The 22,446-nt window shown below is 42.0% G+C and carries 18 protein-coding genes; 2 read left to right on the top strand and 16 right to left on the bottom strand.

Translation table 11 applies throughout. The features are described from left to right. Positions 1–170 precede the first annotated feature (170 nt). The 15 genes from ACH784_RS05840 to ACH784_RS05770 all read right to left on the bottom strand — a co-directional run bounded on the left by ACH784_RS05840 (position 171) and on the right by ACH784_RS05770 (position 18,535). The gene (locus tag ACH784_RS05840; RefSeq protein ID WP_404394092.1) at positions 171–2,120 is read right to left on the bottom strand and encodes a response regulator; all 1,950 of its coding nucleotides are present in this window, start codon (positions 2,118–2,120) and stop codon (positions 171–173) included. 131 nt (positions 2,121–2,251) lie between these two features. Next, the gene (locus ACH784_RS05835; RefSeq protein WP_404394090.1) at positions 2,252–2,701 is read right to left on the bottom strand and encodes a response regulator; all 450 of its coding nucleotides are present in this window, start codon (positions 2,699–2,701) and stop codon (positions 2,252–2,254) included. Continuing rightward, a complete protein-coding gene (locus ACH784_RS05830) occupies positions 2,698–4,176 on the bottom strand; it encodes an ATP-binding protein (RefSeq protein WP_404394088.1) in 1,479 nt (492 codons plus the stop codon). The genes ACH784_RS05835 and ACH784_RS05830 overlap by 4 nt, the downstream gene beginning before the upstream one ends. Then, positions 4,173–4,388, bottom strand: a complete 216-nt coding sequence (locus tag ACH784_RS05825; protein ID WP_404394087.1) for a histidine kinase — start codon at positions 4,386–4,388, stop codon at positions 4,173–4,175. The genes ACH784_RS05830 and ACH784_RS05825 overlap by 4 nt, the downstream gene beginning before the upstream one ends. Before the next feature lie 15 nt (positions 4,389–4,403). Beyond that, on the bottom strand, positions 4,404–5,807 hold the full coding sequence (locus ACH784_RS05820) for a sigma-54-dependent transcriptional regulator (RefSeq protein WP_404394085.1): 1,404 nt from the start codon (positions 5,805–5,807) through the stop codon (positions 4,404–4,406). A gap of 74 nt (positions 5,808–5,881) precedes the next feature. Further along, a complete protein-coding gene (locus ACH784_RS05815) occupies positions 5,882–7,492 on the bottom strand; it encodes a diacylglycerol kinase family protein (RefSeq protein ID WP_404394084.1) in 1,611 nt (536 codons plus the stop codon). Between the two features lie 270 nt (positions 7,493–7,762). Beyond that, entirely contained in the window at positions 7,763–8,188 is a 426-nt protein-coding gene (locus tag ACH784_RS05810; RefSeq protein WP_404394082.1) for a hypothetical protein, read from the bottom strand. A gap of 189 nt (positions 8,189–8,377) precedes the next feature. Next, positions 8,378–10,174: an ATP-binding protein gene (locus ACH784_RS05805; protein ID WP_404394081.1), complete on the bottom strand. Its 1,797-nt coding sequence runs from the start codon at positions 10,172–10,174 to the stop codon at positions 8,378–8,380. A gap of 18 nt (positions 10,175–10,192) precedes the next feature. After that, entirely contained in the window at positions 10,193–10,834 is a 642-nt protein-coding gene (locus tag ACH784_RS05800; RefSeq protein ID WP_404394079.1) for a PAS domain S-box protein, read from the bottom strand. 210 nt (positions 10,835–11,044) lie between these two features. After that, a complete protein-coding gene (locus ACH784_RS05795) occupies positions 11,045–11,653 on the bottom strand; it encodes a glutathione S-transferase family protein (protein WP_404394078.1) in 609 nt (202 codons plus the stop codon). 32 nt (positions 11,654–11,685) lie between these two features. Then, positions 11,686–12,729: an NADP-dependent oxidoreductase gene (locus ACH784_RS05790; protein WP_404394076.1), complete on the bottom strand. Its 1,044-nt coding sequence runs from the start codon at positions 12,727–12,729 to the stop codon at positions 11,686–11,688. A 32-nt stretch (positions 12,730–12,761) separates the two neighbouring features. After that, positions 12,762–13,436, bottom strand: a complete 675-nt coding sequence (locus ACH784_RS05785) for a type 1 glutamine amidotransferase domain-containing protein (RefSeq protein ID WP_404394075.1) — start codon at positions 13,434–13,436, stop codon at positions 12,762–12,764. Positions 13,437–13,733: 297 nt separating this feature from the next. Continuing rightward, positions 13,734–14,684 (bottom strand): carbohydrate kinase, encoded by a 951-nt coding sequence (locus ACH784_RS05780; RefSeq protein ID WP_404394073.1) that lies wholly within the window; start codon positions 14,682–14,684, stop codon positions 13,734–13,736. Positions 14,685–14,708: 24 nt separating this feature from the next. After that, positions 14,709–17,105 carry a TonB-dependent receptor domain-containing protein gene (locus ACH784_RS05775; RefSeq protein ID WP_404394072.1) on the bottom strand — a complete coding sequence of 799 codons (2,397 nt, stop codon included), beginning with the start codon at positions 17,103–17,105 and terminating at the stop codon, positions 14,709–14,711. A gap of 233 nt (positions 17,106–17,338) precedes the next feature. Next, positions 17,339–18,535, bottom strand: coding sequence for an MFS transporter (locus tag ACH784_RS05770; protein ID WP_404394071.1), 1,197 nt, complete (start codon positions 18,533–18,535; stop codon positions 17,339–17,341). A gap of 201 nt (positions 18,536–18,736) precedes the next feature. Here ACH784_RS05770 and gtfA point away from each other — a divergent pair, with 201 nt between their 5' ends. After that, complete coding sequence (gtfA, locus tag ACH784_RS05765) at positions 18,737–20,206, top strand: sucrose phosphorylase (RefSeq protein ID WP_404394070.1); 1,470 nt, start codon at positions 18,737–18,739, stop codon at positions 20,204–20,206. 71 nt (positions 20,207–20,277) lie between these two features. On the opposite strand, the gene ACH784_RS05760 is transcribed toward gtfA, so the two are convergent. Next, positions 20,278–21,345, bottom strand: coding sequence for a LacI family DNA-binding transcriptional regulator (locus tag ACH784_RS05760; protein ID WP_404394068.1), 1,068 nt, complete (start codon positions 21,343–21,345; stop codon positions 20,278–20,280). A 146-nt stretch (positions 21,346–21,491) separates the two neighbouring features. Here ACH784_RS05760 and ACH784_RS05755 point away from each other — a divergent pair, with 146 nt between their 5' ends. Continuing rightward, positions 21,492–22,367 carry a LysR family transcriptional regulator gene (locus ACH784_RS05755; protein WP_404394067.1) on the top strand — a complete coding sequence of 292 codons (876 nt, stop codon included), beginning with the start codon at positions 21,492–21,494 and terminating at the stop codon, positions 22,365–22,367. The last annotated feature ends 79 nt before the right edge of the window (positions 22,368–22,446 follow it).

Below are 22,446 nucleotides of genomic sequence, written 5' to 3'. Positions count from 1 at the left end.
CTCATAAAGTTCATGTGAAAAAACAGAAACTGCATAAGGGTAAATCCGAGTTATGTTTATTTACTAAACTTGAAGCACTTTTAATACATTTAACTATCCATAAATTTAAAATACAGTCTAACCTTAATTGCTTAACTGAAATATGCGCCACATCAACTTTTTAACTATCTTTACAATGACTCTATGATTGTTTGCAAATCAATAAGTGTAATGGGCTTTAGCAGCACGTCATCGACTTGAGACTCGGCTAACATTTCAGGTTCTGGATCAAACCCGCTGGCAATAACGATATGTTGCTCTCGGTTTTGTGACTTGATTTCTTTTGCCAGTGACAGGCCTGACGCATCTGGAAGGCCAATGTCCATCAAAATCGTATCGAATTTCTGTTTGCCGTTTATATGCTGTCTACAAGCTTGTGCGCTGTCTGCTGTCACCACATTCACTTGCTGTGAGTTTAGGAGTAATTCTAACAAGTTACGTGCATCGGCATCGTCTTCAACAACTAAAAATGTCAGTTCGTCTGAGGCGGAATCAATATGAGTTACTTCGCTGTTTTGTTGCGCATTTAAGTAGTTTTTTAGGCAGTGCCCAAGTTCAGGAACACTCACAGGCTTGCTCAGCATATCGTTAAAGCCAAGGGCTATGAGCTCTTCTTTGGTCCCTTTTTGAGCTGCTGCTGTGAGTGCAATAACAGGGAGTTCAAGCCCACTTTGTCTTAACGTAACTAACGTATCTCGACCATCCATTCTTGGCATGTGCAGGTCCATAAATACTAAATCGTATTTATCTGGATTGCGCTTTAAAGTCTCAAGCGCTTCAACGCCGTCACTGGCAATATCTGCAGTTGCCCCGGTTTGGCCGATTAACGTACGCATTAACATCTGAATTTCGCTCATGTCTTCAACAATCAAAATGTGTCCATTTAGATCACTTGGCAATGAGTCTTCTTCGTCGTTTTTCGCATCATTTAATCGTAACGGTTCAAGTGTTGTTTCATCAGCCATATCAAGCGCAATAAAAAAGCCAAATTCACTGCCCTCGCCTAAGGTAGAGCTCACTTCAAGTTTGCCTCCCATTAGGGCAATTAATGCAGAGCTAATAGCTAAACCAAGTCCGGCTCCCTCATCACTGCGGGTGGTGACATTTTGCACCTGCTCGAACGGTTTGAATATACGCTTTAGTTTCTCTTGCGGAATTCCGATACCAGAATCAATCACCTTAAATTCAAGTTTTGAGCTTTCATTTAAAGCGATTTCAACTTTCACAAACCCTGAGCTTGTGAATTTTATTGCGTTATAAATGATGTTGATGAGAATTTGTTTTAACCGTGTTTTGTCTACTCGCACGTTTTTTGGCAAAAGCGTTTTTGCTTCGATATTAAAGCTCAGCCCTTTTTTTGCAGCAGCCATCTTGAACAAGCTATGGAGATCACTCAAAAAGCTATTCAAGCACACATCTTCAACATTCAGTTGTAGGTTATTTTCATTTATCTTAGAAAGGTCTAGCACATCATTCAGCAAGCTAAGTAAGTGCTCGCTATTGTTATTGATGATTGATAGTTCTGGTTTTACGTTTTCTAATTCTTGTCTAGAGAGTAATAAGTTTGTGTAACCTAAGATGGAGGTCAGCGGTGTTCTGAGCTCATGACTTAAATGCGCTAAAAAGCGGTCTTTGGCTCTAATATCAGACTCTACTCTTAAGCGCTCTAGTCGTTCTAATTCAAGTTCTTTACGCGCTAGAGCATAGCGAATAGAACGTATAAAACGCACACTGCCAATTTCTGATTTAAGCACAAAATCTTCTGCACCGGCTTTTAAAGCCTCATCATCAAGCACCGCATCAGACTGCCCCGTTAACATTATAATCGGTGTATGAACGTCTCGCGCTTTCGCTTCTTTAAGTATGCTTAGCCCAGTTTTTGGGCCTAACTGGTAATCGAGTAAGCAAAGGTCATACTCGTTACTTTCTAATGCTTCTAACGCTTGATTATATTGACTGTGCCAAACTAGGTTGAAGTTAAAGTTAGCGATAGATTCTAAGTAATCTAAGGTTAAGACATAATCGTCTTCATCATCTTCAATAAGCAGTACATTAACGTCGCTGAGTGATCCCTTTGTCATGCTAATTTCCAAGTTAAAGTCATATTCATTGCGTGAAACGCTACACCGTCGCTATCTATCTAGGCTTTAAAGAGCGCTGCTAGATGACGATGGGCATGGGTGAGTAAATTCAGATAAATTGGCTTCGAGTATTAGTTAGGCAGCTCGACAATTTCTATCCAGTACTTACCTAAATTCTTCATTAAATCTACTAAACCATCAAAGTCCACAGGTTTAGTAATATATGAGGCCGCACCAGAATCATAACCTCTGAGCTTGTCTTCTTCTTCTTTGGAGGTGGTTAAAATAACAACCGGGATCGAGCGCAGTGCTGGGTCTTTTTTTATCTCTCTTAATGCTTCGCGGCCATCCATTCTCGGCATATTTAAGTCGAGTAAAATAAGGTTTGGTCTTGGGTATTTTTGTGCACTGGTGAACTGCCCTTCATTTCTGAGATATTCAAGCAATTCGACTCCATCTTTCACAAACTGAACCGCATTAAGTACACGACTTTCTTCAAGTGCATCTTGTGCTAGTAAGCGATCGTCTTCGTCATCATCGGCCATCAGTATGTGGATTGGCTGGGTCTTTCTGTAGTTCATGTGTTCAATTCCTGAATTATTTGTACTGGTTCGGCAAGAAGCGTGATAGAGAATTTTGCGCCTTTGCCCTGCTCTGCCGACGCAGAAATAACACCGCTATGGCGCTCTACAATTCGTCTGCAAACGGTTAGGCCTATGCCCGTTCCGGCATATTGGTTTCTGTCATGAAGGCGCTGAAATGGCGAGAATATTTTTTCTGCATATTCTTGCTCAAAACCTATGCCATTGTCTTCAATGACAAAAGTGTATGCTTTTTGCTCCATGAATAAGGTTTCATCGACCGTGATTTTAACTTCGGGTGTCAGCCCTGGTGCACGAAATTTGAGTGCGTTCGAAATGAGGTTTAAAAAGAGTTGATGTATTTGGCTGGCATCACACATGAGTTTAGGTAAAGTCGCAATATCGACTACGGCATGACTTTCTTTGACTGCGATTTCTAGATCATCTTGCACATATTGTAAAATCTCATTGAGATCATTTAACTCGAAAGGTTTTGCACGCGTCGTTACTCTCGACAGCTCCAATAAATCAGTTATCAACGTTGACATTCTTTTCGCTGCGCTAGTCATGCGCGCTAAATAATCTAGGCCTTTTTCGTCCAACTGTTGGCTATGGTTTTTCTCAATTCGATCACCAAAAGCCCGTATTTTTCTGAGCGGCTCTTGTAAATCATGTGATGCAACAAAGGCAAAGTCTTCGAGCTCTCGATTGCTGCGATTTAATTCTTCGGCGTAATGTTCTAATACTTCTGTTCTTGCCTTTACTTTATCTTCAAGATCACTATTGGCGCGCTGCAATTCAATTTTTGCTCTTTTGGCATGTCTGAGGTTCATTGTCATTAACGCCAGTATTGCAAGTAACAGTGTCACGCTCAGTAAAGCTGACAGGGTAATATTGCTGGTTGCATCAGCTTTCACTTTACCCAAAGCTTTGATTTGAAAGTCTCTGATCTCTTCTTCTTTTGAAATGATTTCTTCGTACAATTGACGCAATTCACCACCCGAGTTCGACGCTCTATCAAGCAACTTTAATTCATCAGCGTGGGCATTGTTTTGGGCAATAAATATGGTTGATTCTAGTGCAGTAAAGCGTTTTTTCACCCCTTCAACGTAGCGATTGATTTTATTTTGCTGGGTTTTGCTTTCTGATTGCCGCGCACTTACTTTAGCAATATTGGTTTCAAGTAAAGCCAACGCAGACTTAAATGGCAGTAGGTCTTGCTCATTCGATGCCAATAAAAAAGCCCGTTGCACTGACTCGGCATCTAACATCGAGATATGAAGTTGATCGAGTGACATCATAACTTCGCTGGTGTTGCTGATGCTTAATTGCACACTATTCAAGTATTGAATATTTTTGTAACTCACCATGACATTCGCCGCGACCAATGCCATAACGATAAGGGCTAACACCCAAATATAATTTAACTTGCTAAATAAGCGCTGAAACACATTTACCTTTGGGCTTAAACTCATTCACTCGTTCCTTGCTCGACCAGTTTTTGCAACAACTCACTACATTCTTTGCTGGCCTTAATAATGGCGTTAGCACTTTCAATCACTTGCTCGTGAGAGCCGGGCTTTTCAGCAAGTAACTTTATTATTTCTGAATTCATTGATATTTGATTCAATGGCTTACGTGCATCATGTACCAACTGAGTTAGATTTTCATTATTGTTTTTTGACATCTTAGCCCCCTATATTTATGGATGTGCTACTCCCTCGTAGGTGTTTAAGCGGTTGTAGAGTGTTTTTGTGCTGATCCCAAGCATTTTTGCAGCAAGGGTTTTGTTTCCCTCTACTGAGTCGAGCGTATGGTAAATTAGCTCTCGCTCCACTTCTTCTATGGTTTTGCCTGTTTTCATTTCTGGCGAGTCTATTTCAATGGCCTTTGGCTGCTGCAAACTGCTGCTTTGCACTGGGCTTTGGGCAGTCACCACCGATGAGTGTTCATGCATACGTTTTGCTTGTGCAAATGGTGAGGCAAAATTGGTGTCGAACTGTAACGTCTGTGTGTCGTGATCGGCCATTATATAAGCACGATGAATGGTGTGTTTAAGCTCTCGCACATTACCCGGCCAGTCATATTCTTCTAACCGAGACAGATCTGAAGGCGCGATAACATACTCGGTGTTGCCTTTTTTATTCAGGCCTTGCAAAAAGTGCTCGGCTAAAATCGGAATATCGTCTTTTCTAGACCTAAGCGGCGGGATCTCTATCGGGAAAACGGCAAGGCGAAAATAAATATCTTCTCGTAACACTTCATTCGTCGCAATATCTTCAACACTGCGGTTTGTGGCAGAGATAACCCGACAATTCACATTAATTGATTTTGTACCGCCAACTCGCGTCACGGCTTGTGTTTCTAAAACGCGTAGTAAATTTGGTTGTTGCTCAATGGGCATTTCGGTTAATTCGTCTAAGAATAGCGTGCCATTTTCAGCTTGTTCAAATACCCCGACCTTCTGGGCATTTGCCCCAGTAAATGCCCCTTTCTCATGACCAAAAAGCTCACTGCCAATTAAGTCTTTTGGAATAGCACCACAGTTAACACTGACAAGCTCCCCTTTGACCAAACTGGCATTGTGGATTGCTTGAGCGAACATTTCTTTACCTACACCGCTTTCTCCCATCAGCATCACGTTGGCATCGGTCTTTGCTACGCGCTCTATCATTTTATAAAGCTGCTTCATCTTTTCAGATTCGCCTAGAAGAACACCAAAATGGGCCTTGTTTTGTGCTGGTTTATTGGTTTTTAATTGAGGAGTCAGTGCTGTTTTAAAGTCATCGGCATCAATTGGCTTAGTAAGATAATTCAAGCCGTCATGACACAACTGAGACAAAGCTGACTTTACTGATGGATGGCCTGTCACTAAAGTGATGGGCGTTTTGTCACCTTGCCCTCTCAGTGCATCAACTAAGTGCAAGCCGCTGCCATCAGGCAACATAAAATCTAAAAAGATATGGTCAAATTTTTGGGTTTCTAGCCACTGTTTTGCAGCAGATAAGTCATTTGCAATATATGCCTCATGACCTAGGTGCTCAAGAATACGCGCAGCGAGCTCTGCAAACTCATTGTCATCATCTACAAGTAAAACTGTTTTCAATTGGATCCCTCTCGAATAATTTTGCGTTTATGCCACTGAGTGACTTAACAGTTAACTCTTATCTCACAACGCGCCTAATTGGGCGTCATAACGTTAAGGGCATGTTTTTGGATCACTATTTCAATGCTTTTAGCATGAAGAATCTCGCCATCAAGGGCGAAATTTTGCTCTTGCTCAAATTCTAAATTTATTTTTTCGCACTGCTTTACGCGAATATCTGAAAATACTCTATCGTGCTCAGGTAAAAGAAGCTCTGCGACTGTAATACTCTGCGCGCTTTCTGGTTTAAAAGGTAAAATGGTCACGTCTAACTTGCCATCATCATAAATTGGCTCACCATGCCCTTGCGCCAAGATAGTTGTTTTTGGCGCCGCATTGGCAACTACGAGGCTAACACATTCAATGTCAGAATACGCATTACCATCAAAACTCACCTTTAGCTTTAATGGCTTATTTTCGCTGACGGCTTCTAATAGGCTTTTTATGTAGGCAAATTGGCCAGACATATTTTTTTGTTCTCGATCGGCTTTTTCAATCATCTCTTCGCCAAAGCCAATCGCAGCCGCTAAAAGCGCCGTTTTATCATTGCAGGTCATGATATCTATGGGTTTAAGTCGGCCTGACAAAATGGCTTCACATGACGTGGAGATGGGCACTACTTTTGTTGCTGGCCCTAATAGTACCGTTGCTAGTGAATTCGCAGTACCCAGCGGGAGAATGCCAAATTTAACATCGCTTTTTATGATCCCGTGAGCAACCGCCGCTAATGTGCCGTCCCCGCCACCTGCAATAACCATATTGGGTTTATCCGAGGTTAATATTTGCTTCGCAAACACGGCAACATCGGTATCTGCCTCGGTGAAATGAATCGTTAAATGGTACTTACTGGTTAACAAGCCAATAATTTCATTCTCTGAAATAGACCATTTTTTCGCACCCGCCACTGGGTTAATAATCAATGACGCTTTATCTGTGTGTGCCAGCGCCTGACTTTCATGTAATTTTGTCAGTGTTTTGAGCTGATGCTTGTTCAGCCTAGCGCTTTCTCGACGTTGCTGAATTTGCTCAAGTACCTGTTGAACTGTGTCATGTTTATTTTTAAACAGTAAATATGCCGCACAATAAAACACTGAACGACCGCGACCTAAAGCGCAGTGCACCACCACTTTTCGACCTAATTTATGCTGCGCATCAATCCAAGCAATACCATGAGATAACTGCTCGCTTGTTGGGGGCTGATGATCAAGTACTGGAATATTGAGGTAATGCAGGCCTTGCTGCTCAGCTGACCAATTTAGTCCATCAAATTCAGCTGTGACATCTAAAATCGCTTCAATGCCTTGGGCTTTTAGCATATCAACATCGCTAGGAAACAAACGACAAGCAACAAATAAATTATCGGATAGAGGCTGAAATACATCCACGGTATCTCTTTTTCTTGCAAGCCCATTATATAGGTGAACGCCACTCAAATATGGCCAGAATAACCAAGTAATGTACCAAGGGATCTTGCCTGTGCTTTTTTTTCTAAAAACTGAAGGTGAGTTTGTGGCATAAGCAAAAGTAACCGAAAAGAAAGACAAGGTTATCCAAAGAATTGGCAATAAAAACCAAGTGCCTATGCTATAAATGGTGAGTGCGGCTAAGCATAAACTGACCGCTAAATAATACTTTAACATCTTCATTGCTTATCCTTAATTGCTTGTAGCGTGCTTTGTACGGCTTTCGGTTTTAACTCAAAGCCATAAGTGATTTCCGGTTACCGGTGACCGGTGACCGATGACCGATAATAGGTAACCGACTGCTAGCGTGACATTATAGATTGCTCTTTATTAACCTAAGCTTATCCATAAACTTAGCATGTATATTAGATAATCTATGGAGATGAACTTTTATTTATCAAGTCGAAGGCTAAAAACAGTGCACTCTCAATGTGTAAAGTGGTGACCTAAAAGCTACTCACCTTTTGCATTTGGTAAGGTTTCTCCTCCCACATTTTGCTCGATATTCTGGTGTTCTAGCCACAATTTGATATACAAGCCAGCAATGACAAATTCTGTAAAAATAGCGAGTAAAATACCCGGCCCAGCATGACCCTGTAATAACTCAAAAACGCCAAGACCAGCAAGCCCGCACATCGAAACAGCAATACTTAGGCTTATTGCTTGTCGTGACTCTGAATGTGCTGCATTTCTGCATACCCAAAGCAGTGTGGCTAAACCTAAAAACAGCATTGCCATTCTTCGACCGACAAAAAGAGCAGAGTTGCTTTGTTCAATACCAAATAGCCAAAAGAGCATTTCAGGGAATAGGATCAGAATAGAAAAAAGTGTAAAAGCAATGAGAGCGGTATAGGTACTAGTCGTTTTATAATTGAGCATATTCGTCCTTAAATTTTCAATGTTATGTCATCCATAACTATCACAAATACGATTAAAAGTCATACTCTAATAGTTGAACAGTGAGCTTTAGGTACTTTAACACGCTCAATTCACAAGTATTTTAAATACTTGTAGCTGATAAACTTACACGTAAAACACAAACCGTTAATTAGGCTTTAAATGAGCCATTCACCCTGCTTTTTTCTCTAAATACTTTTCTAGTTGTTGAAAAAGTTTATCTTGAATGATTGGCTTACCAATGTGTTCATCAAAACCGCTGTTTAGATACTCTTTCACATCTTCAAGTAACACATTCGCAGTAAGCGCAATAATGGGAACCGATTTATCTGTATCTCGTATTTTTTTACACGCATCAAGGCCATCCATTTCAGGCATTTGAATGTCCATCAAAATCAGATCAGGTGTGTGCTTTTCAAAAAGCGCTATTGCTTGCAGACCATTTTCAGCCATAACTATGTCAGCACGTGTTTTATTAATCATTGCTGACACAATAAGTTGGTTCACTTTATTGTCTTCTGCAATTAAGATTTTCCTGTTGGCGAAGTTCGGAACACATTCAAGTTTTGACTGCTGCTTTTTAGGCTTAATGTGACCACGCTCTAATGGTATTAACACATTAAACTCGGTGCCAACGCCCACCTGACTTGTGACTGAAATTGTTCCTCGCATTAACTCAATTAAGCTTTTAGTGATCGCCATACCAAGACCTGTACCGCCATACTTTCTAGTGGTTGAAGAGTCGGCTTGAGTAAAGCGTCCAAATAGTGTTTTTAAAGCTTTGTCGTCCATGCCTATACCTGTATCAGCCACAATTAAACATAGGCAAGACTCACCTTGATGAGTTTTTTGCTCTAGAGTTAATGTAATTGTGCCCCGCTCTGTAAACTTAGCGGCATTGGTTATTAGGTTTGAGATAACTTGCTTAACACGCGTAGGGTCACCTAGCCAAGCATCTGGGCAATCTGCTGATATTTTTTTCTCGACCTTGACTTGCTTGTTAGTTAACTTAATTGCGAGCTCACTCAACACGGAATCTATGATCTCGCCAATCGAGAAATCGACTTTTTCAAGATTAAGCATATTCGCTTCGATTTTAGAAAAGTCGAGAATGTCATTAATAATGGTTAATAAAGAAAGTGAAGAGTTCAATGCATTGTCTAACAACCCTTTTGCTGACCCAGAAACTTGCCCGTCTAATAACTGCAGCGCGCCTAAAACGCCATTCATCGGAGTTCTAATTTCATGGCTCACAGCGGCAAGAAACTGACTTTTAGCGATATTGGCTGTTTCTGCCTTTTGCTTTGCTCTTAAAAGCGCTCTTTGTGTTTGCTTGTGCTCGGTCATGTCTTGAACAACAGACCAAATATATTTTTTGCCATCAATGTCTTTCATCATTATTCCAGATAACAAAACAGGATAAAGATGTCCGTCTTGGTGAATATATTCTTTTTGATAAGGCCCGTATCGCCCTGTTTGCTCTAATTGGGTTAATTGCGCTTGCTCTTGAGACTGGTACTTTTCAGGTGTTAGTTGCCAGTAATCCATTGAGTTTAGTGCTTCAACAGTATGGCCAGTAAAACGGCTAAATTCGTCGTTAATATATTCGAATGCACCGTCTTCAAAACGATTTATTGCTATTCCTATGGGCGCAAGGTTTACAAATTTCGCAAATTTTTGTTGCTCAAACTCGTAAGCCTGCTCAAGGTGCTTTTGTTCATCGATGTCTTCTAAACTACCAACCATATATGTAGGCTCTGATAGTGAATTAACCTCTGACTTACCTTTTACTCTAAACCACCGATATTCACCGTTTTTACATTTCAGTCTAAATTCAGCTTTATATTTTCGGCCTTGGTTGATGAAACTATTAATTTGAGTAAGAACATCATATTTATCTTCAGGATGTAAACGGCTCTGTAACTCTTCAACCGACGGCGCAATTTCTCCTTCTTCAAAACCCAACAAGGCATAAAGCTTAGGAGACTAATAGTGAAGATTTTTAGTGATATCCCAAGACCATAAGCCAACATCTGTTCCCTCTATGGCAAGGTTATATCTGTGATTACTTATTTCGAGTTTATCGGCATACTTTGCTGCACGCTCTGACTCCTTTCTTAACTGCTCTGTTTTTAACGCAACTTCAGACGTTATCTGCTCATTTATTACTGCCAACTTTTCTTTCTGGGCTTTTTCAACAGAAATATCAGTAACAAACGCAAATAGCACCTCTTCGCTTCCATGTTGTAATAAATGCCCTCTAATTCGTACTGGAAACACTTCGCCAGACTTTTTTTGATGCTGAGTTTCAAATTCTATATTTCTCTTTTGCTGCATTTCTTGCCAAAACTCAGGCCAGACCTCGCGCGGAAATAATGGGTCCCATTCCCAGACATGCATACCGACCAATTCTTCACGGGAGTAACCGAGTTTTTTACAAGCTGCGTCGTTTACGTAGAAAATTTCAGAGTCAGACCGCATCCAAAAAACTTCATCAGCAGCCATTTCGGTAGAAAAAATTAAAAACTTATAAAGATCGTCCGTGTTAAGCTCATTTGGAAAAGGACTATTCACGAATGCCTCGTTAATTTCATTCAACGATACATTGATGCCCGAATCTTTATTCATATATTTGCAATTGAGACACTATTTTCTTCAGTATAGATTAGAAAATAAAAATTGCTGAAAAGCCTTTTAATTCGTCACATATTAAAAATATTGAATTGAGATTGCACATGAATTTATTAAACATAGAGCAATAGAGAAGGTCGTTTATGGAAATACCCGCGAGTGAAAAAATCACTTCGCGAGTTTTGAAGTAAGCGGCTAAAACAAGATTTAACCGAATGAACGCGCTTTTAAGTACGCTTCGCGGCTTTGCATATTCGCAAGATAACCAGCGATATTTTCACGGCCTTGTAGCAAGTTTAGGCTACCAGCAATTTCAAGTGTAATAGTCATCATAATATCGGCCGCAGTAAACTCATCTCCAGCAAAATAAGTTTGTTTAGCGAGTACCGAATCTATGTATGAGAAGTCTAGGTTTAGTTCTTTGGCAATATACCCATCCATCGGGTTGGTGCCACTGCGCTCTTCCATCTGCATCAGCAAGCTAGTGATCACTGGCAAGCCTAAAGAGCCCTCAGCAAAATGCGACCATTCAACGTACTGGTAATAAGCTTTGCTGCCCTTCTCTGGGCGTAAACGCTGCTCTGTGTCTTGGTCAAGAATGTACTCCATAATCGCACCCGATTCACAGATCACAATGTCATTGTGCTCAATGATTGGCGCTTTATTTAATGGATGTATTTTACCTAGACTTGCTGGCGCTAAACGCGTAGCTGCATCGCGCTCGTGTTTCTCAACTTCATATGGCATGCCAAGTTCTTCTAATAGCCATAACACGCGTGTTGAACGCGATTGATTGAGATGATGTACCTTTATCATATTTTGATCCTGTGTGTTGCGATGAATAATCTTTAATCTAAGTGCTCTGGACCCACTTGCACGACCAATTTGCCAAAGTTTTCACCTTGTAATAATCCGATAAATGCAGCCGAAGCATTTTCAAGCCCACTGACTTTATCTTCTTTGTACTTAATTTGCCCTGACATCAACCAAGGCACCATGGCTTGCTGAAACTCGTCATAGCGATGGCCATAATCGTCAAATACAATAAAGCCTTGCATTTTTATACGCTTAACGAGCAAGTTCCCCATGAGTAAGCCCATACGATCAGGCCCTTCAGGTAAATCAGTGGCATTGTATTGAGCAATTAAGCCGCAAAGTGGCACCCGTGCTTTTGAGTTTAAGAGGGGTAATACGGTGTTAAACACTTTTCCGCCCACATTTTCAAAATAAATATCTATGCCATTGGAGCAAACGGTTGCCAATTGTGATTCTAGGTCTGCGTCATTGTGGTTAAGACACGCATCAAAACCGAGTTCACGCACAGCGTAATCACACTTTTCTTTACTTCCGGCGATGCCGACGACTTTACAACCTTGTAACTTGCCTATTTGGCCAACCAAGCTACCCACTGCGCCTGTAGCTGCGGCAACAACCAGTGTTTCGCCTTTTTTCGGCTGACCGATGTCCATCAAGCCCATATAAGCGGTTAGCCCCGGCATACCTAACACGCCTAAGCCATAAGATGGGTTTTCCATTGCTGAATCTAGTTTGATCACCCCTTCGCCATTCGAGACGCTGTAATCTTGCCAACCACTAAATGCGACAACCAAATCGCCTTGTTCAAAACCTTGATGATTTGAAACCTCAACACGGCAGATACTGCCACCAACCATTACCTCACCTAAAGCGACTGGTGGCGCATATGATTTGGCATCATTCATACGCCCACGCATATAAGGGTCTAAAGATAGGTAAATGGTGCGGAGTAAAATTTCACCCTCTCCCGCTTCTGGGATAGCCGACTCTACAAGGTTGAAGTTGCTTAACGTTGGTGCCCCATGAGGGCGTGAATTCAAAGTTATTTGGCGATTAACATTACGATTTTGATTCATATTAAATCCTTCTTTTTAAAGTTGTTAGCCAATTACTCAGCTAACAATTTCACCAAAAACTCACCTACCGCATGGGCACTTGCTGGGTTTTGACCTGTCACTAAACGGTCGTCTTGAATGACAAATTCATTCCAAGGTTGCACCTTGCTATATTGAGCCGCTTTTCGTGTCAACGCTTCTTCTAATAAGAAAGGAATATCATTGATGGTGCCAAAGTCGACTTCTTCTTCTCGGGTAAATGCAGTGACTTCTTTGTCCGCAATTAATAATTCGCCATTGCTGAGTGTAATTGGCAATAATGCAGCTGGGCCGTGGCACACTGCCGCAATGATCCCGCCCGCTTCATAATGCTTGGCTGCCATTGCAGCAACTTCTTCGTTGCTTACTAAGTCTGACAGTAAGCCAAAACCACCTGGATAGAAAATAGCATCGTAGTCGTCTACGTTAACCTGAGAAACAGGCACGGTATTGTTGATCTGCGTTTGGAATGACGCGTCTCCTAATACCTTATTATTCACCTCATCACCCTCAATGTCGGTGCCATACAGTGGTGCTTTACCACCTTGAATAGAGACAATATCAAACCCAATATTATTCGCATTTAATACATCAACAACATGCGTTAGCTCTGGTGCATAGGTACCATTAGCTTGATCTGTACTGCCGAGTGTTGCGTGATTAGTGACTGGAACAAGTACTTTTTTCATGATGATTACCTTAACTCAGTGTTGTCATAAAGTTGTTTGATGCCTTTGTGCAAGCTGCTAAAAAGACGATAAGGACACTGTATATTATTCCCCAATGAATGATAATTAGCTAAATCAGTGAAACTCTTTTGCTATTTAGCAACAGTCAATACAATGAATTGATCCAAGCTTATAAGATACGGCGCTGCCCTTTGAAAGATCGCTTTTCTATTTATTTCTTTTAAAAGCCTAAAATAAAAAAGGCCATTCGCTTTAACGAATGGCCTTCAATCAAAATAAGTTAGACAAAGAAAGCGATTAATTCACTTCGTCGTAAGTTGGCAGTGCGGGCATTGCGCCAAGCTTTGTGCAGGTATAGGCCCCACACTTGACTGCAAACTCAGCGGCATCAATCAGCTTCTCAAGATTTGTGTTCAACTGGGATTGCTCTAATTGCTGCTGAGCTAAAGCGAATAAAAAGCCACTTATTAAACTATCTCCTGCCCCAGTGGTATCAACAGCGTTAATGGTCGGGGTTGCAATTGAATGAGTCTGTTGTGGCGTGATCAATTGCACTGGATTTTTCCCATCTGACACCAAGATCACCTGAACACCCAGCTCGCATAATCGCTGAATATATCGCTCTGTTGAAAGCGATGCCGCTTGGCTTAAATATTCAAGCTCTTCTAAGCTAAATTTTAAGATGTCACAATGCGAAAAACAGGCCTCAACGCGAGCCGGTAAATCAGCTAAATCGTGCCAGAGATTTAATCTAAGATTGACATCAAAACTAATGATTTGCCCATGCGCTTTGGCCTGCTCTAATAACGCCATATGCGTTGCTGTAATTGACGAGTCCGTTAAGGTATTCGAACAAAAATGGTAAATACCTGATTGCGGCCAATTGAATTCATTAAAGTCATCCATTGATACGCTGATATCTGCCGTTTGTTGACGATAAAAGCTAAATTGTCGCTCTTTGTGCTCATCGAGCTGAACAACCGCCAGCGCGGTGTTTGCTTCTTTGATAACCGGACAATGTGCCGTATCTACCCCATAATGTTGCAATGTCTTAGCAATGGTCTGCCCGAATGCATCATTCGATAGCCCACCTAAAAACGCACTGTGACCACCTAGTTTGGCAAAACCCACAGCGGCATTGGCGGGTGCCCCGCCCACAATGGGAAGCAAAGCTTCGCCATCGTGAGGTAAAAGGTCCATTAATGCTTCGCCAAAGCAAGTTAGTTGCATGGTCGTTTGTTCAGTCATAATAACTCCAACTCAATATGCGGTTTAGAATTGATAGTTCAATGTGAACGACGTCGTACGGCCATTAATGCTTCGTGCGCGAATAATGTCGTTAGCTGGTACGCTGCCCTCTTCTGCTTCTGTTATGCCCACCGTATCAAACAGGTTATTGATGTTGAGTGAAACAGATAAGTTGTCAGTCACGTCATAGCTTGCAAATGCATTAACCTGCGTGTAGCCATCGAACTTTAAGTCATTATTATCTTGTGCGTACGCATCTGTGGTGCCGATAAAGCTTAAGCCAACCGCGCCTTGCTCCATGTTGTAACGCGCCATCAGTGAGTAGATAAAATCAGCTTGACGACGAGGCGTGTTACCCACTACTTCAGGTGTTAATGCATCTTTGGCAATTTCTGCATCCGTCCAAGTCACATTACCTCTGAAGTCGAATGACCCCACAAAGTAAACCCCCTCTAGCTCAATGCCTTTTGCTTCGTACTGGCGATCAAAGAACTTTTGACTGGTTGCTTCAAAGTTTTGCTCTTCTGTTTCAGCATAAAATGCCGTTGCAAATAAACTGCCGTTTTCAAAACGTTGCTTTAAACCAAACTCATATTGGGTTACTTCATCAATGGCATCTTCTTTGGCCACGCTGCCGTCGGCGTTTACTTTACCAAACAGTAATCTATCAGCATTTGCACGTGCACCTTCACTGATACGGCCAAACACAGCTTGTGTTGGGTTGATTTGATAATTAGCACCGATTGAATAACTGGTGTAGCTCCAGTCATAGTTCACAGCACTTGGGTTTGCGATATCGATGCCAGCGACTTGCTCTTCTGGTTTTGAAATAACGCCGTCACCATTAATGTCTCGTTGTGACACTACAGCACCCGCATACGTGCCTTTGGCCTCTCCCGAGTCATAGCGCACACTTGCATCTAGGGTGATATCGTCAAATTGAGAAGATACCGCCAAATAAGGCGCTCGCGTTGAATAGTCTGTGTCGTAGTTACGTTGACAACAGTTGCCCCATGCTGGCGTGCCATAGGCATACAAACCGTTTTCTGAATATGCAGTACCGTCAGCTGCAAATACATCAACGAGCGCGGCATTATCGCCCTGTAACTCCATTAAATAAGAGTTCCAAAGCCAAGACATGGCAATGGTTTGCTCAGATGCATAAAAACCAAATGTAACTGACGTATCATCGCTTAATGATTTAGTTAACTTGGTGTCATTAACCATTGAACCGAAATCACGCATTTCAACATCAAAAGTGTGAATACGCATCAATGTGTCATCATTAAAGGCTGAACCTGCTTGTGGACCGTTTGCATAATGTAAGGTGGCACCTTCTCCAGCAATACTTGCAGCGATATTTGATGCACTGCCAACCTCAGCAGGGAAAGGAGAATTAAAAGAGCCTTTCACACTTGCAACACGAAAACGGTTTTCTATTTTCCAATCATTACTAAGATCAAAACTGGCTTCTACACCCACACTGTCTACTTGTGGATGCATACCATCACGCATATCGCCTTGGCGAATTTCATTATTTGCGCCTAAGCCTTGTGTTTTAATAAAGTACGCCGAGTGTGGTGTATCAGATAAAGCGTCAAAGTTGGCTAACGAATCGCCATTTGAGCGCATTGGCATTGGTAAATAGCTGGTGCTACGATCGTCTAAATGCTTTAGATACAAACGCACATAACCGTTATCAAACTCTTTGGTTAAATTAGCTTTGATCTGGCCGCCTTTGTTGCCTGTGTAACCTGTGTCTCTTGGCCCTTCACCTTGGCGAACAAAACCACCGATATGAAAGCGCACACTGTCAGATAAGTAAGTACCAAATTCAAAGTCGGTTCTGAACTCATCATAATCTAAACCAAAGGTTGTCGCGATACTGCCTGACTCGCTGTCACCTGTTTTAGAAATAAAGTTGATGATACCGCCCGGTGCATTACTTGCTGCCGTAGACGCAGAGCCACCACGAATAGACTCGACAGATTGGACAGTGTTATCTAGGCGCAAAAAGATATCAGCATTACCAAATGCAATATCACCAAACTGTAAAACTGGTAGCCCATCTTCTTGAAGCTGTAAAAACTTAGCCCCACCCGATGCAACTGGTAGGCCACGCACTGCAATGTTTGCATTACCTTCACCGCCCGTCGACTCAGAGCGCACACCCGGTAATATTCTAAATGCTTCAGCGGTGGTTCTAGGTGTTGAGACATTGATCTGCTCTGCAGAGATGCTGCTCACTGACACACTAGATGCCATCACGGTGCGACGTTGAGGCACACCTGTAACAATTATCTTTTCTAATTCATTTTGTGGCTTTGCGGTATTTGCTTGTTGTTCTTCAGCCAGTGTTTGAGTGCTGATCGCGAGTGCGATAGCGCTTAGGGCAAACCAAGTGGGGTTATGTGTTCTCATAATGTGCCTCATTGTTGTTCAATTTAAAGTATGGCACCACGAATGTGGATTTTCTTACTTAATCGATTAAGTAAGTTAGCAAAAATGTCATCTTTTGCAATAAAAAAGTGCTCGATTATTGTGCTTAGTTTATTAAGTAGTTGTTATAGATAACAAAAAAGTGTCCAACTCGGTGCATCCAAATTGGCAGATTTGGTGCAGTTGAACACTTTGACAAGGGGATTTGATTTAAGTTAAGCGTGAGCTAAACGCGCTTTTGCTGGATCTTTAAAATAGTTGTACAACATGCCTAACATAAGTAATGCAGCAAAGCCGGTTGCCAATGCAAAGCCATATTCAATATGACCAAAGTGATCGCTCACGATACCCATCAATAAAGGCGCAACCGCTGCTGACAAAGCAGTAAAGAATAAAATCACCCCGGCGACAGAGCCGTGTTGATGTTTCTCAAAACAAGAGATCCCTTTTGAGTTCAGGGTCGGATAAATCATCGACATAAATAAGCCACTCAGTGGCAATGTAAACACAGCTGCATCTACACCAAACAGGTAAGTTGCTAAATAACATAAGAATATCGCGCTACTGAGTGCAAGCATCACGCTCTGCCACGAGAATAAATTCAACAACCATACAGCCATAAATCGACCCACAGCACGCAGTATAAAGAAAATAGTCAATGCATAAGTTGCCAGTAACGTCCAATCACCTTGGTAGGTTTTAAGCAAGGTTGGCATCCAGACATAGATTGCAACTTCAGTCGCCACATAAAGCGCAATGGCAGCAGAAAAACCAAGGGCATGCTTGTCTTTTAACATCATAAGCGTTTGTTTAAAGCTCGCCTGCTCGTTGCTTTTTTTCACTGTTTTAGCAGGGAAAGACACCTTAAAAGTCGCCAAACATAGCAACACACACATGGCGCCTGCCAGTAAATATAGGTACTTCCAACTGACGCCAGCAACCAACATATAACTAACAATAGCCGGACCCACTATGGCACCCACAGCAAAGAATCCCTCTACGGTATTCATGGTTTTAGTATGCGCTTTGCTTGATGGTGTTAGATCGCCAAGTAAAGCCAGCGCCGCGGTTTTAAACAAGCCAATTGCCAGACCAATCATACTTAACAGGCCGACAAATAGCGTAAATGTATTGCCGACAGCAAAACCAAAACACGCCACAGAGAATAATAAAAAGCCAATAATTATGGTGGGCTTATGGCCTATTTTATCTGCTAAAAAACCAAGGCACAGGCCACTAATGGCAATCCAAATCATGGGCGCATAATGAAAAGCACTGGCTTGTGTCATGGTTAGGTTATATTCGCTGATCAGCTCTGGAATAATCACGCCCACCGCGTCTGAGGTCATCGCAAACATGAAAAACATCATGTAGGTCAACCAGCGAAGCGTCGATAAGTTGTGTGTTGTCATAATGGTTACCTCGAGGGTTAATACCAACTTTATTAAGTGGTTAATTCAGTTGATATAACTGGCTGATCTTAAATAAGTCTAGCCTGTATCAGGCCAGCTTCAGCCAATTTTTATTGTAAATAGTACTTGAATATCTTTGATTGCTGATTAAAGATATAACTTAATCGATTAAGAATCAACTTTGAGATATTGAGTGCGACTATGAAAAACCAAGTGCAATTGATCACCTATGCAGACAGGCTTACAGGGAGTGGCCTACCAGTGTTAAAGCAGATGCTTGACGGGCCGCTGGTAGGTCTATTCTCTGGCGTACATATTTTGCCTTTTTACTACCCTATCGACGGTAGCGATGCGGGGTTTGACCCAATTGACCATGCACAAATTGATAGTCGCTTAGGTAGCTGGCCAGATTTAAAAGCGTTAGGCGAAGACTATGAAATAATGGCTGATCTCATCGTCAACCACGCTTCTGGTCAATCTCCAGAGTTTTTGGATGTGCTTGAAAATGGGACAGCATCTAAGTATTGGAGTATGTTTTTAAAAGAGCAAGATGTGTTTCCAAATGGCATCACAGACGAAGAAGCCGCCGCTATTTTTAGACCTCGACCCACCAGTTGTTTTACACCTAAGACATTGGCTTCAGGCGAAGTTGTTAATTTCTGGACGACCTTTACCGACAACCAAATTGATATAAATGTTGAAACCGAAGCAGGTAAAAATTACTTAGATAAAGTACTCAACTTATTTGCCAACAATGGGGTGAAGATCATTCGTTTAGATGCCGCAGGTTTTGCCATTAAGCGCGCAGGTACCAGCTGCTTTATGACCGATGAAGCCTTTGCTTTTATTAAACAACTCTCAAAACAAGCCAATGAGATGGGCATGGAAACCATTGCCGAAATTCACAGCCATTATCAGACCCAAATTGCGGTTGCAGAGAAAGTAGACCGCGTGTACGACTTTGCGCTGCCACCACTCATCTTACACACTTTGTTTACGCAAAATGTGGATGCCTTGGTGTCTTGGCTGACCATTGCGCCGCGTAACTGCTTGACTGTGCTCGACACCCACGATGGTATTGGTATTGTTGATGCGGGTCCTGAAGGTGAAAAACCGGGGTTACTCAATGCAGCTCAAGTCGACAGCTTAGTTGAACAGATCCATGAAAATAGCAATTCACAAAGTCGTCAAGCGACCGGTGCAGCAGCCAGCAACGTCGACTTATATCAAGTGAACTGCACCTATTATGATGCCCTCGCCCGCAATGACTTAGACTACTTAACAGCAAGAGCTATTCAGTTCTTCTCACCGGGTGTACCACAGGTTTATTATGGTGGTTTACTTGCATTGCATAATGACATGGCATTACTTGATAGCACCAATGTTGGCCGAGATATTAATCGCAGCTATTTAACGCCAGAAAAGGTCTATATTCAATTACAAAAACCTGTGGTTAAAGCACTGTCAGAACTCATTAAATTGCGTAATGAAAGCCAAGCTTTTAATGGTGCATTCTCTTTGCAAGGCGCTGACAGTTTATTGATCATGGAGTGGGAAAATCAGCAGCACACAGCCTGTTTGAAAATTGATTTTGAAACACAGCAAATTGAAATGACCTTTGCTGATGGAAAAGGCACTAAGCGTTTTAATATCGCGGATTTACTTAAGTAACCTGAGCTCTAGATACAAATCTCATAACCAAAGCTCAGACTACTTAGTATCTGTTAATTGCTCCAAAGATGTTAGGTCGACTGGCCTAACTTAAGGTTGAAAGGCAGCATAACTTGCTGCTTTTCTTTATTTATAAACAGCTCAGCCGCTTGTTGCCCTTTATTCTCACTGTTTTGGTGAATGGTGGTAATGGCTGGTTGAAAAAGCTCTGCTTCATCAATACCGTCAAAGCCTACAATTTTAAGCTCCTCAGGGATCTTAATGCTCTGCGCTTGGGCTTCTCTCGCTGCGGCGAGTGCAATTAAATCACTCATACATAACAACACATTGGGTCGAGGCGATGTATTTAATGCTTCTTTGGCAGCAATGCGCGCATAACGTTCGCTACTCTCAGGTATATTCCAAGTTTTATCATCCGCAATGACGATCCCCAACTCATTGATAGCTTGACGAAATCCAGCCAGACGTTGATGTGCAATAGAAGTATTAAGTTCAGGCAAATGATGGTCATACACTCGGCAGATAAGCTCAGTATCAAGCAAGCGTAGGCCTAAAATAGCTGCCTCAATGTTATCACTTGTGTTATCACTTGTGCTAACACTGGTCGTTTCAAAACCTGTAAATGCTTGTTTCGCGACTGTGTAAGCGGCTTCATGATTATTGATATTCACACTGGCTTTGTTGTCTAACTCAAAATCGACCGTCACGACATGCTTGCTGAGCGCTTCAAGGTGAGTGATTAATTTGGTATTACGAGGGCGGCCATAGCAAATAAAACCATCAACAAAATCGACAATATCATTGACGCTTTCAGCATTACCCGAGAAAAGCAGTAAATTAATACCTTGAGGTTCAAGCACTTTGGCAACACCGCGCATAAAGCTGCTCGCCACCGGATCTGACACCATGTATTCAACGCTGTCAGGAAGCACGAGCGCGACAATGTTGAACGTGCCTTTTCGCAACGAACGTGCTGCTTTATTTGGCCCAAAGTAACCGAGTTCATGGCACGCAGCGAGGATTTCTTCACGCTTTGCTTTCGACAGCTGATCTGGTCGATTAAAAGCATTTGAAACGGTGGCATTCGACACACCTAAATGTGCAGCGATACTCTTTAGCGTCCATTTTCTGTCGGTCATTAACGTTGAAACCCTGAGCAAACAATAACTATAAGTGAAGATAGTAATAAATTTACTTATTAAAAGACAGCCAATCTTCTTTGCTATTTAAGATAAGTGATTGTTAAATAACACCTGCAAATATTTACGAAATAGGCAAAGTAGTGATGGACAGTTTTGAAGGCATTTTTGAATTTGTGGCTGTTGCAGAAAGCGGTGGCTTTTCGGCGGCTGCAAAAAAGTTAAACTGCTCCACCAGCCATGTCAGCCGACAAGTTTCTCGCTTAGAAGAACGCTTAGGCTCGCGCCTTTTGGCACGAACCACTCGCCAAATTAGCCTGACTGAAAATGGCGAGTTTTACTACCAACAGTGCAAGCAACTCGTCACAGGCTTACAACAAGCAAACGAGCAATTGAGCCAGCAGCAATATCAGTTATCTGGCACGCTCAGAGTCAGTGCCGCAGGTGGTTTTGCCGAAAGTTACATCGCCCCTGCTCTAATGGAATTTGCCAAACAGCATCCCGAGCTCAATATTGAAATAGACTTCAATTCTCGACTGGTTAATTTTGTTGAAGACGGTATCGACTTTGCCATTCGCTATGGCGAATTGAATGATTCAAACCTCATCGCCCGTAAGTTAATTAGCCGCTCTATGATGGTGGTTGCCAGCCCTGAATATCTCAAAATCTATGGTATACCAAACCATCCCAACCAACTAAAAAGCCATCGCTGTATTATCGCCAATAACGACCACTGGGCGTTTAATATCGACGGAACCAAACAAAGTGTGAAAGTCACTGGTAACTGGCGTAGCAATAACGCCAATGTGGTACGCGAAGCCTGCGAGCAAGGTCTGGGTATCGCCTATATGCCCGAAAGCACCTTCACAGAATCAATCGAACAGCAAAAGCTGGTACCGCTTTTAGACTCATATTGCATTAAAGGCGCTACCAGTTGGATTGTTTATCAAAACAAGCAATTTATGCCGCTTAGGGCACGCCTAGCCATAGACTTTTTATTAGAGCGGTTTGCAAAGTGGTAAATTAAAGCTGCATTCAGATTAGGTGTTTAAACCTTTATTTACTTAAATATTTTATGTGTGTATAACGCTAGTTAAATTA

Origin of the sequence: Pseudoalteromonas phenolica (genome assembly GCF_044788725.1) — a bacterium.
Taxonomy (GTDB): Bacteria; Pseudomonadota; Gammaproteobacteria; order Enterobacterales; family Alteromonadaceae; genus Pseudoalteromonas; species Pseudoalteromonas phenolica_C.
The sequence above is the reverse complement of the archived record's forward strand: the minus strand, read 5'-3'. Positions and strand labels throughout refer to the sequence as shown.

Coding starts and splice junctions, on each gene's coding strand:
- ACH784_RS05785 (WP_404394075.1), bottom strand. CDS start 13,436: ATGAAAAAAGTACTTGTTCCAGTCACTAATCACGCAACACTCGGCAGT.
- gtfA (WP_404394070.1), top strand. CDS start 18,737: ATGAAAAACCAAGTGCAATTGATCACCTATGCAGACAGGCTTACAGGG.
- ACH784_RS05835 (WP_404394090.1), bottom strand. CDS start 2,701: ATGAACTACAGAAAGACCCAGCCAATCCACATACTGATGGCCGATGAT.
- ACH784_RS05815 (WP_404394084.1), bottom strand. CDS start 7,492: ATGAAGATGTTAAAGTATTATTTAGCGGTCAGTTTATGCTTAGCCGCA.
- ACH784_RS05795 (WP_404394078.1), bottom strand. CDS start 11,653: ATGATAAAGGTACATCATCTCAATCAATCGCGTTCAACACGCGTGTTA.
- ACH784_RS05800 (WP_404394079.1), bottom strand. CDS start 10,834: ATGAATAAAGATTCGGGCATCAATGTATCGTTGAATGAAATTAACGAG.
- ACH784_RS05840 (WP_404394092.1), bottom strand. CDS start 2,120: ATGACAAAGGGATCACTCAGCGACGTTAATGTACTGCTTATTGAAGAT.
- ACH784_RS05780 (WP_404394073.1), bottom strand. CDS start 14,684: ATGACTGAACAAACGACCATGCAACTAACTTGCTTTGGCGAAGCATTA.
- ACH784_RS05790 (WP_404394076.1), bottom strand. CDS start 12,729: ATGAATCAAAATCGTAATGTTAATCGCCAAATAACTTTGAATTCACGC.
- ACH784_RS05755 (WP_404394067.1), top strand. CDS start 21,492: ATGGACAGTTTTGAAGGCATTTTTGAATTTGTGGCTGTTGCAGAAAGC.
- ACH784_RS05825 (WP_404394087.1), bottom strand. CDS start 4,388: ATGTCAAAAAACAATAATGAAAATCTAACTCAGTTGGTACATGATGCA.
- ACH784_RS05775 (WP_404394072.1), bottom strand. CDS start 17,105: ATGAGAACACATAACCCCACTTGGTTTGCCCTAAGCGCTATCGCACTC.
- ACH784_RS05810 (WP_404394082.1), bottom strand. CDS start 8,188: ATGCTCAATTATAAAACGACTAGTACCTATACCGCTCTCATTGCTTTT.
- ACH784_RS05770 (WP_404394071.1), bottom strand. CDS start 18,535: ATGACAACACACAACTTATCGACGCTTCGCTGGTTGACCTACATGATG.
- ACH784_RS05760 (WP_404394068.1), bottom strand. CDS start 21,345: ATGACCGACAGAAAATGGACGCTAAAGAGTATCGCTGCACATTTAGGT.
- ACH784_RS05830 (WP_404394088.1), bottom strand. CDS start 4,176: ATGAGTTTAAGCCCAAAGGTAAATGTGTTTCAGCGCTTATTTAGCAAG.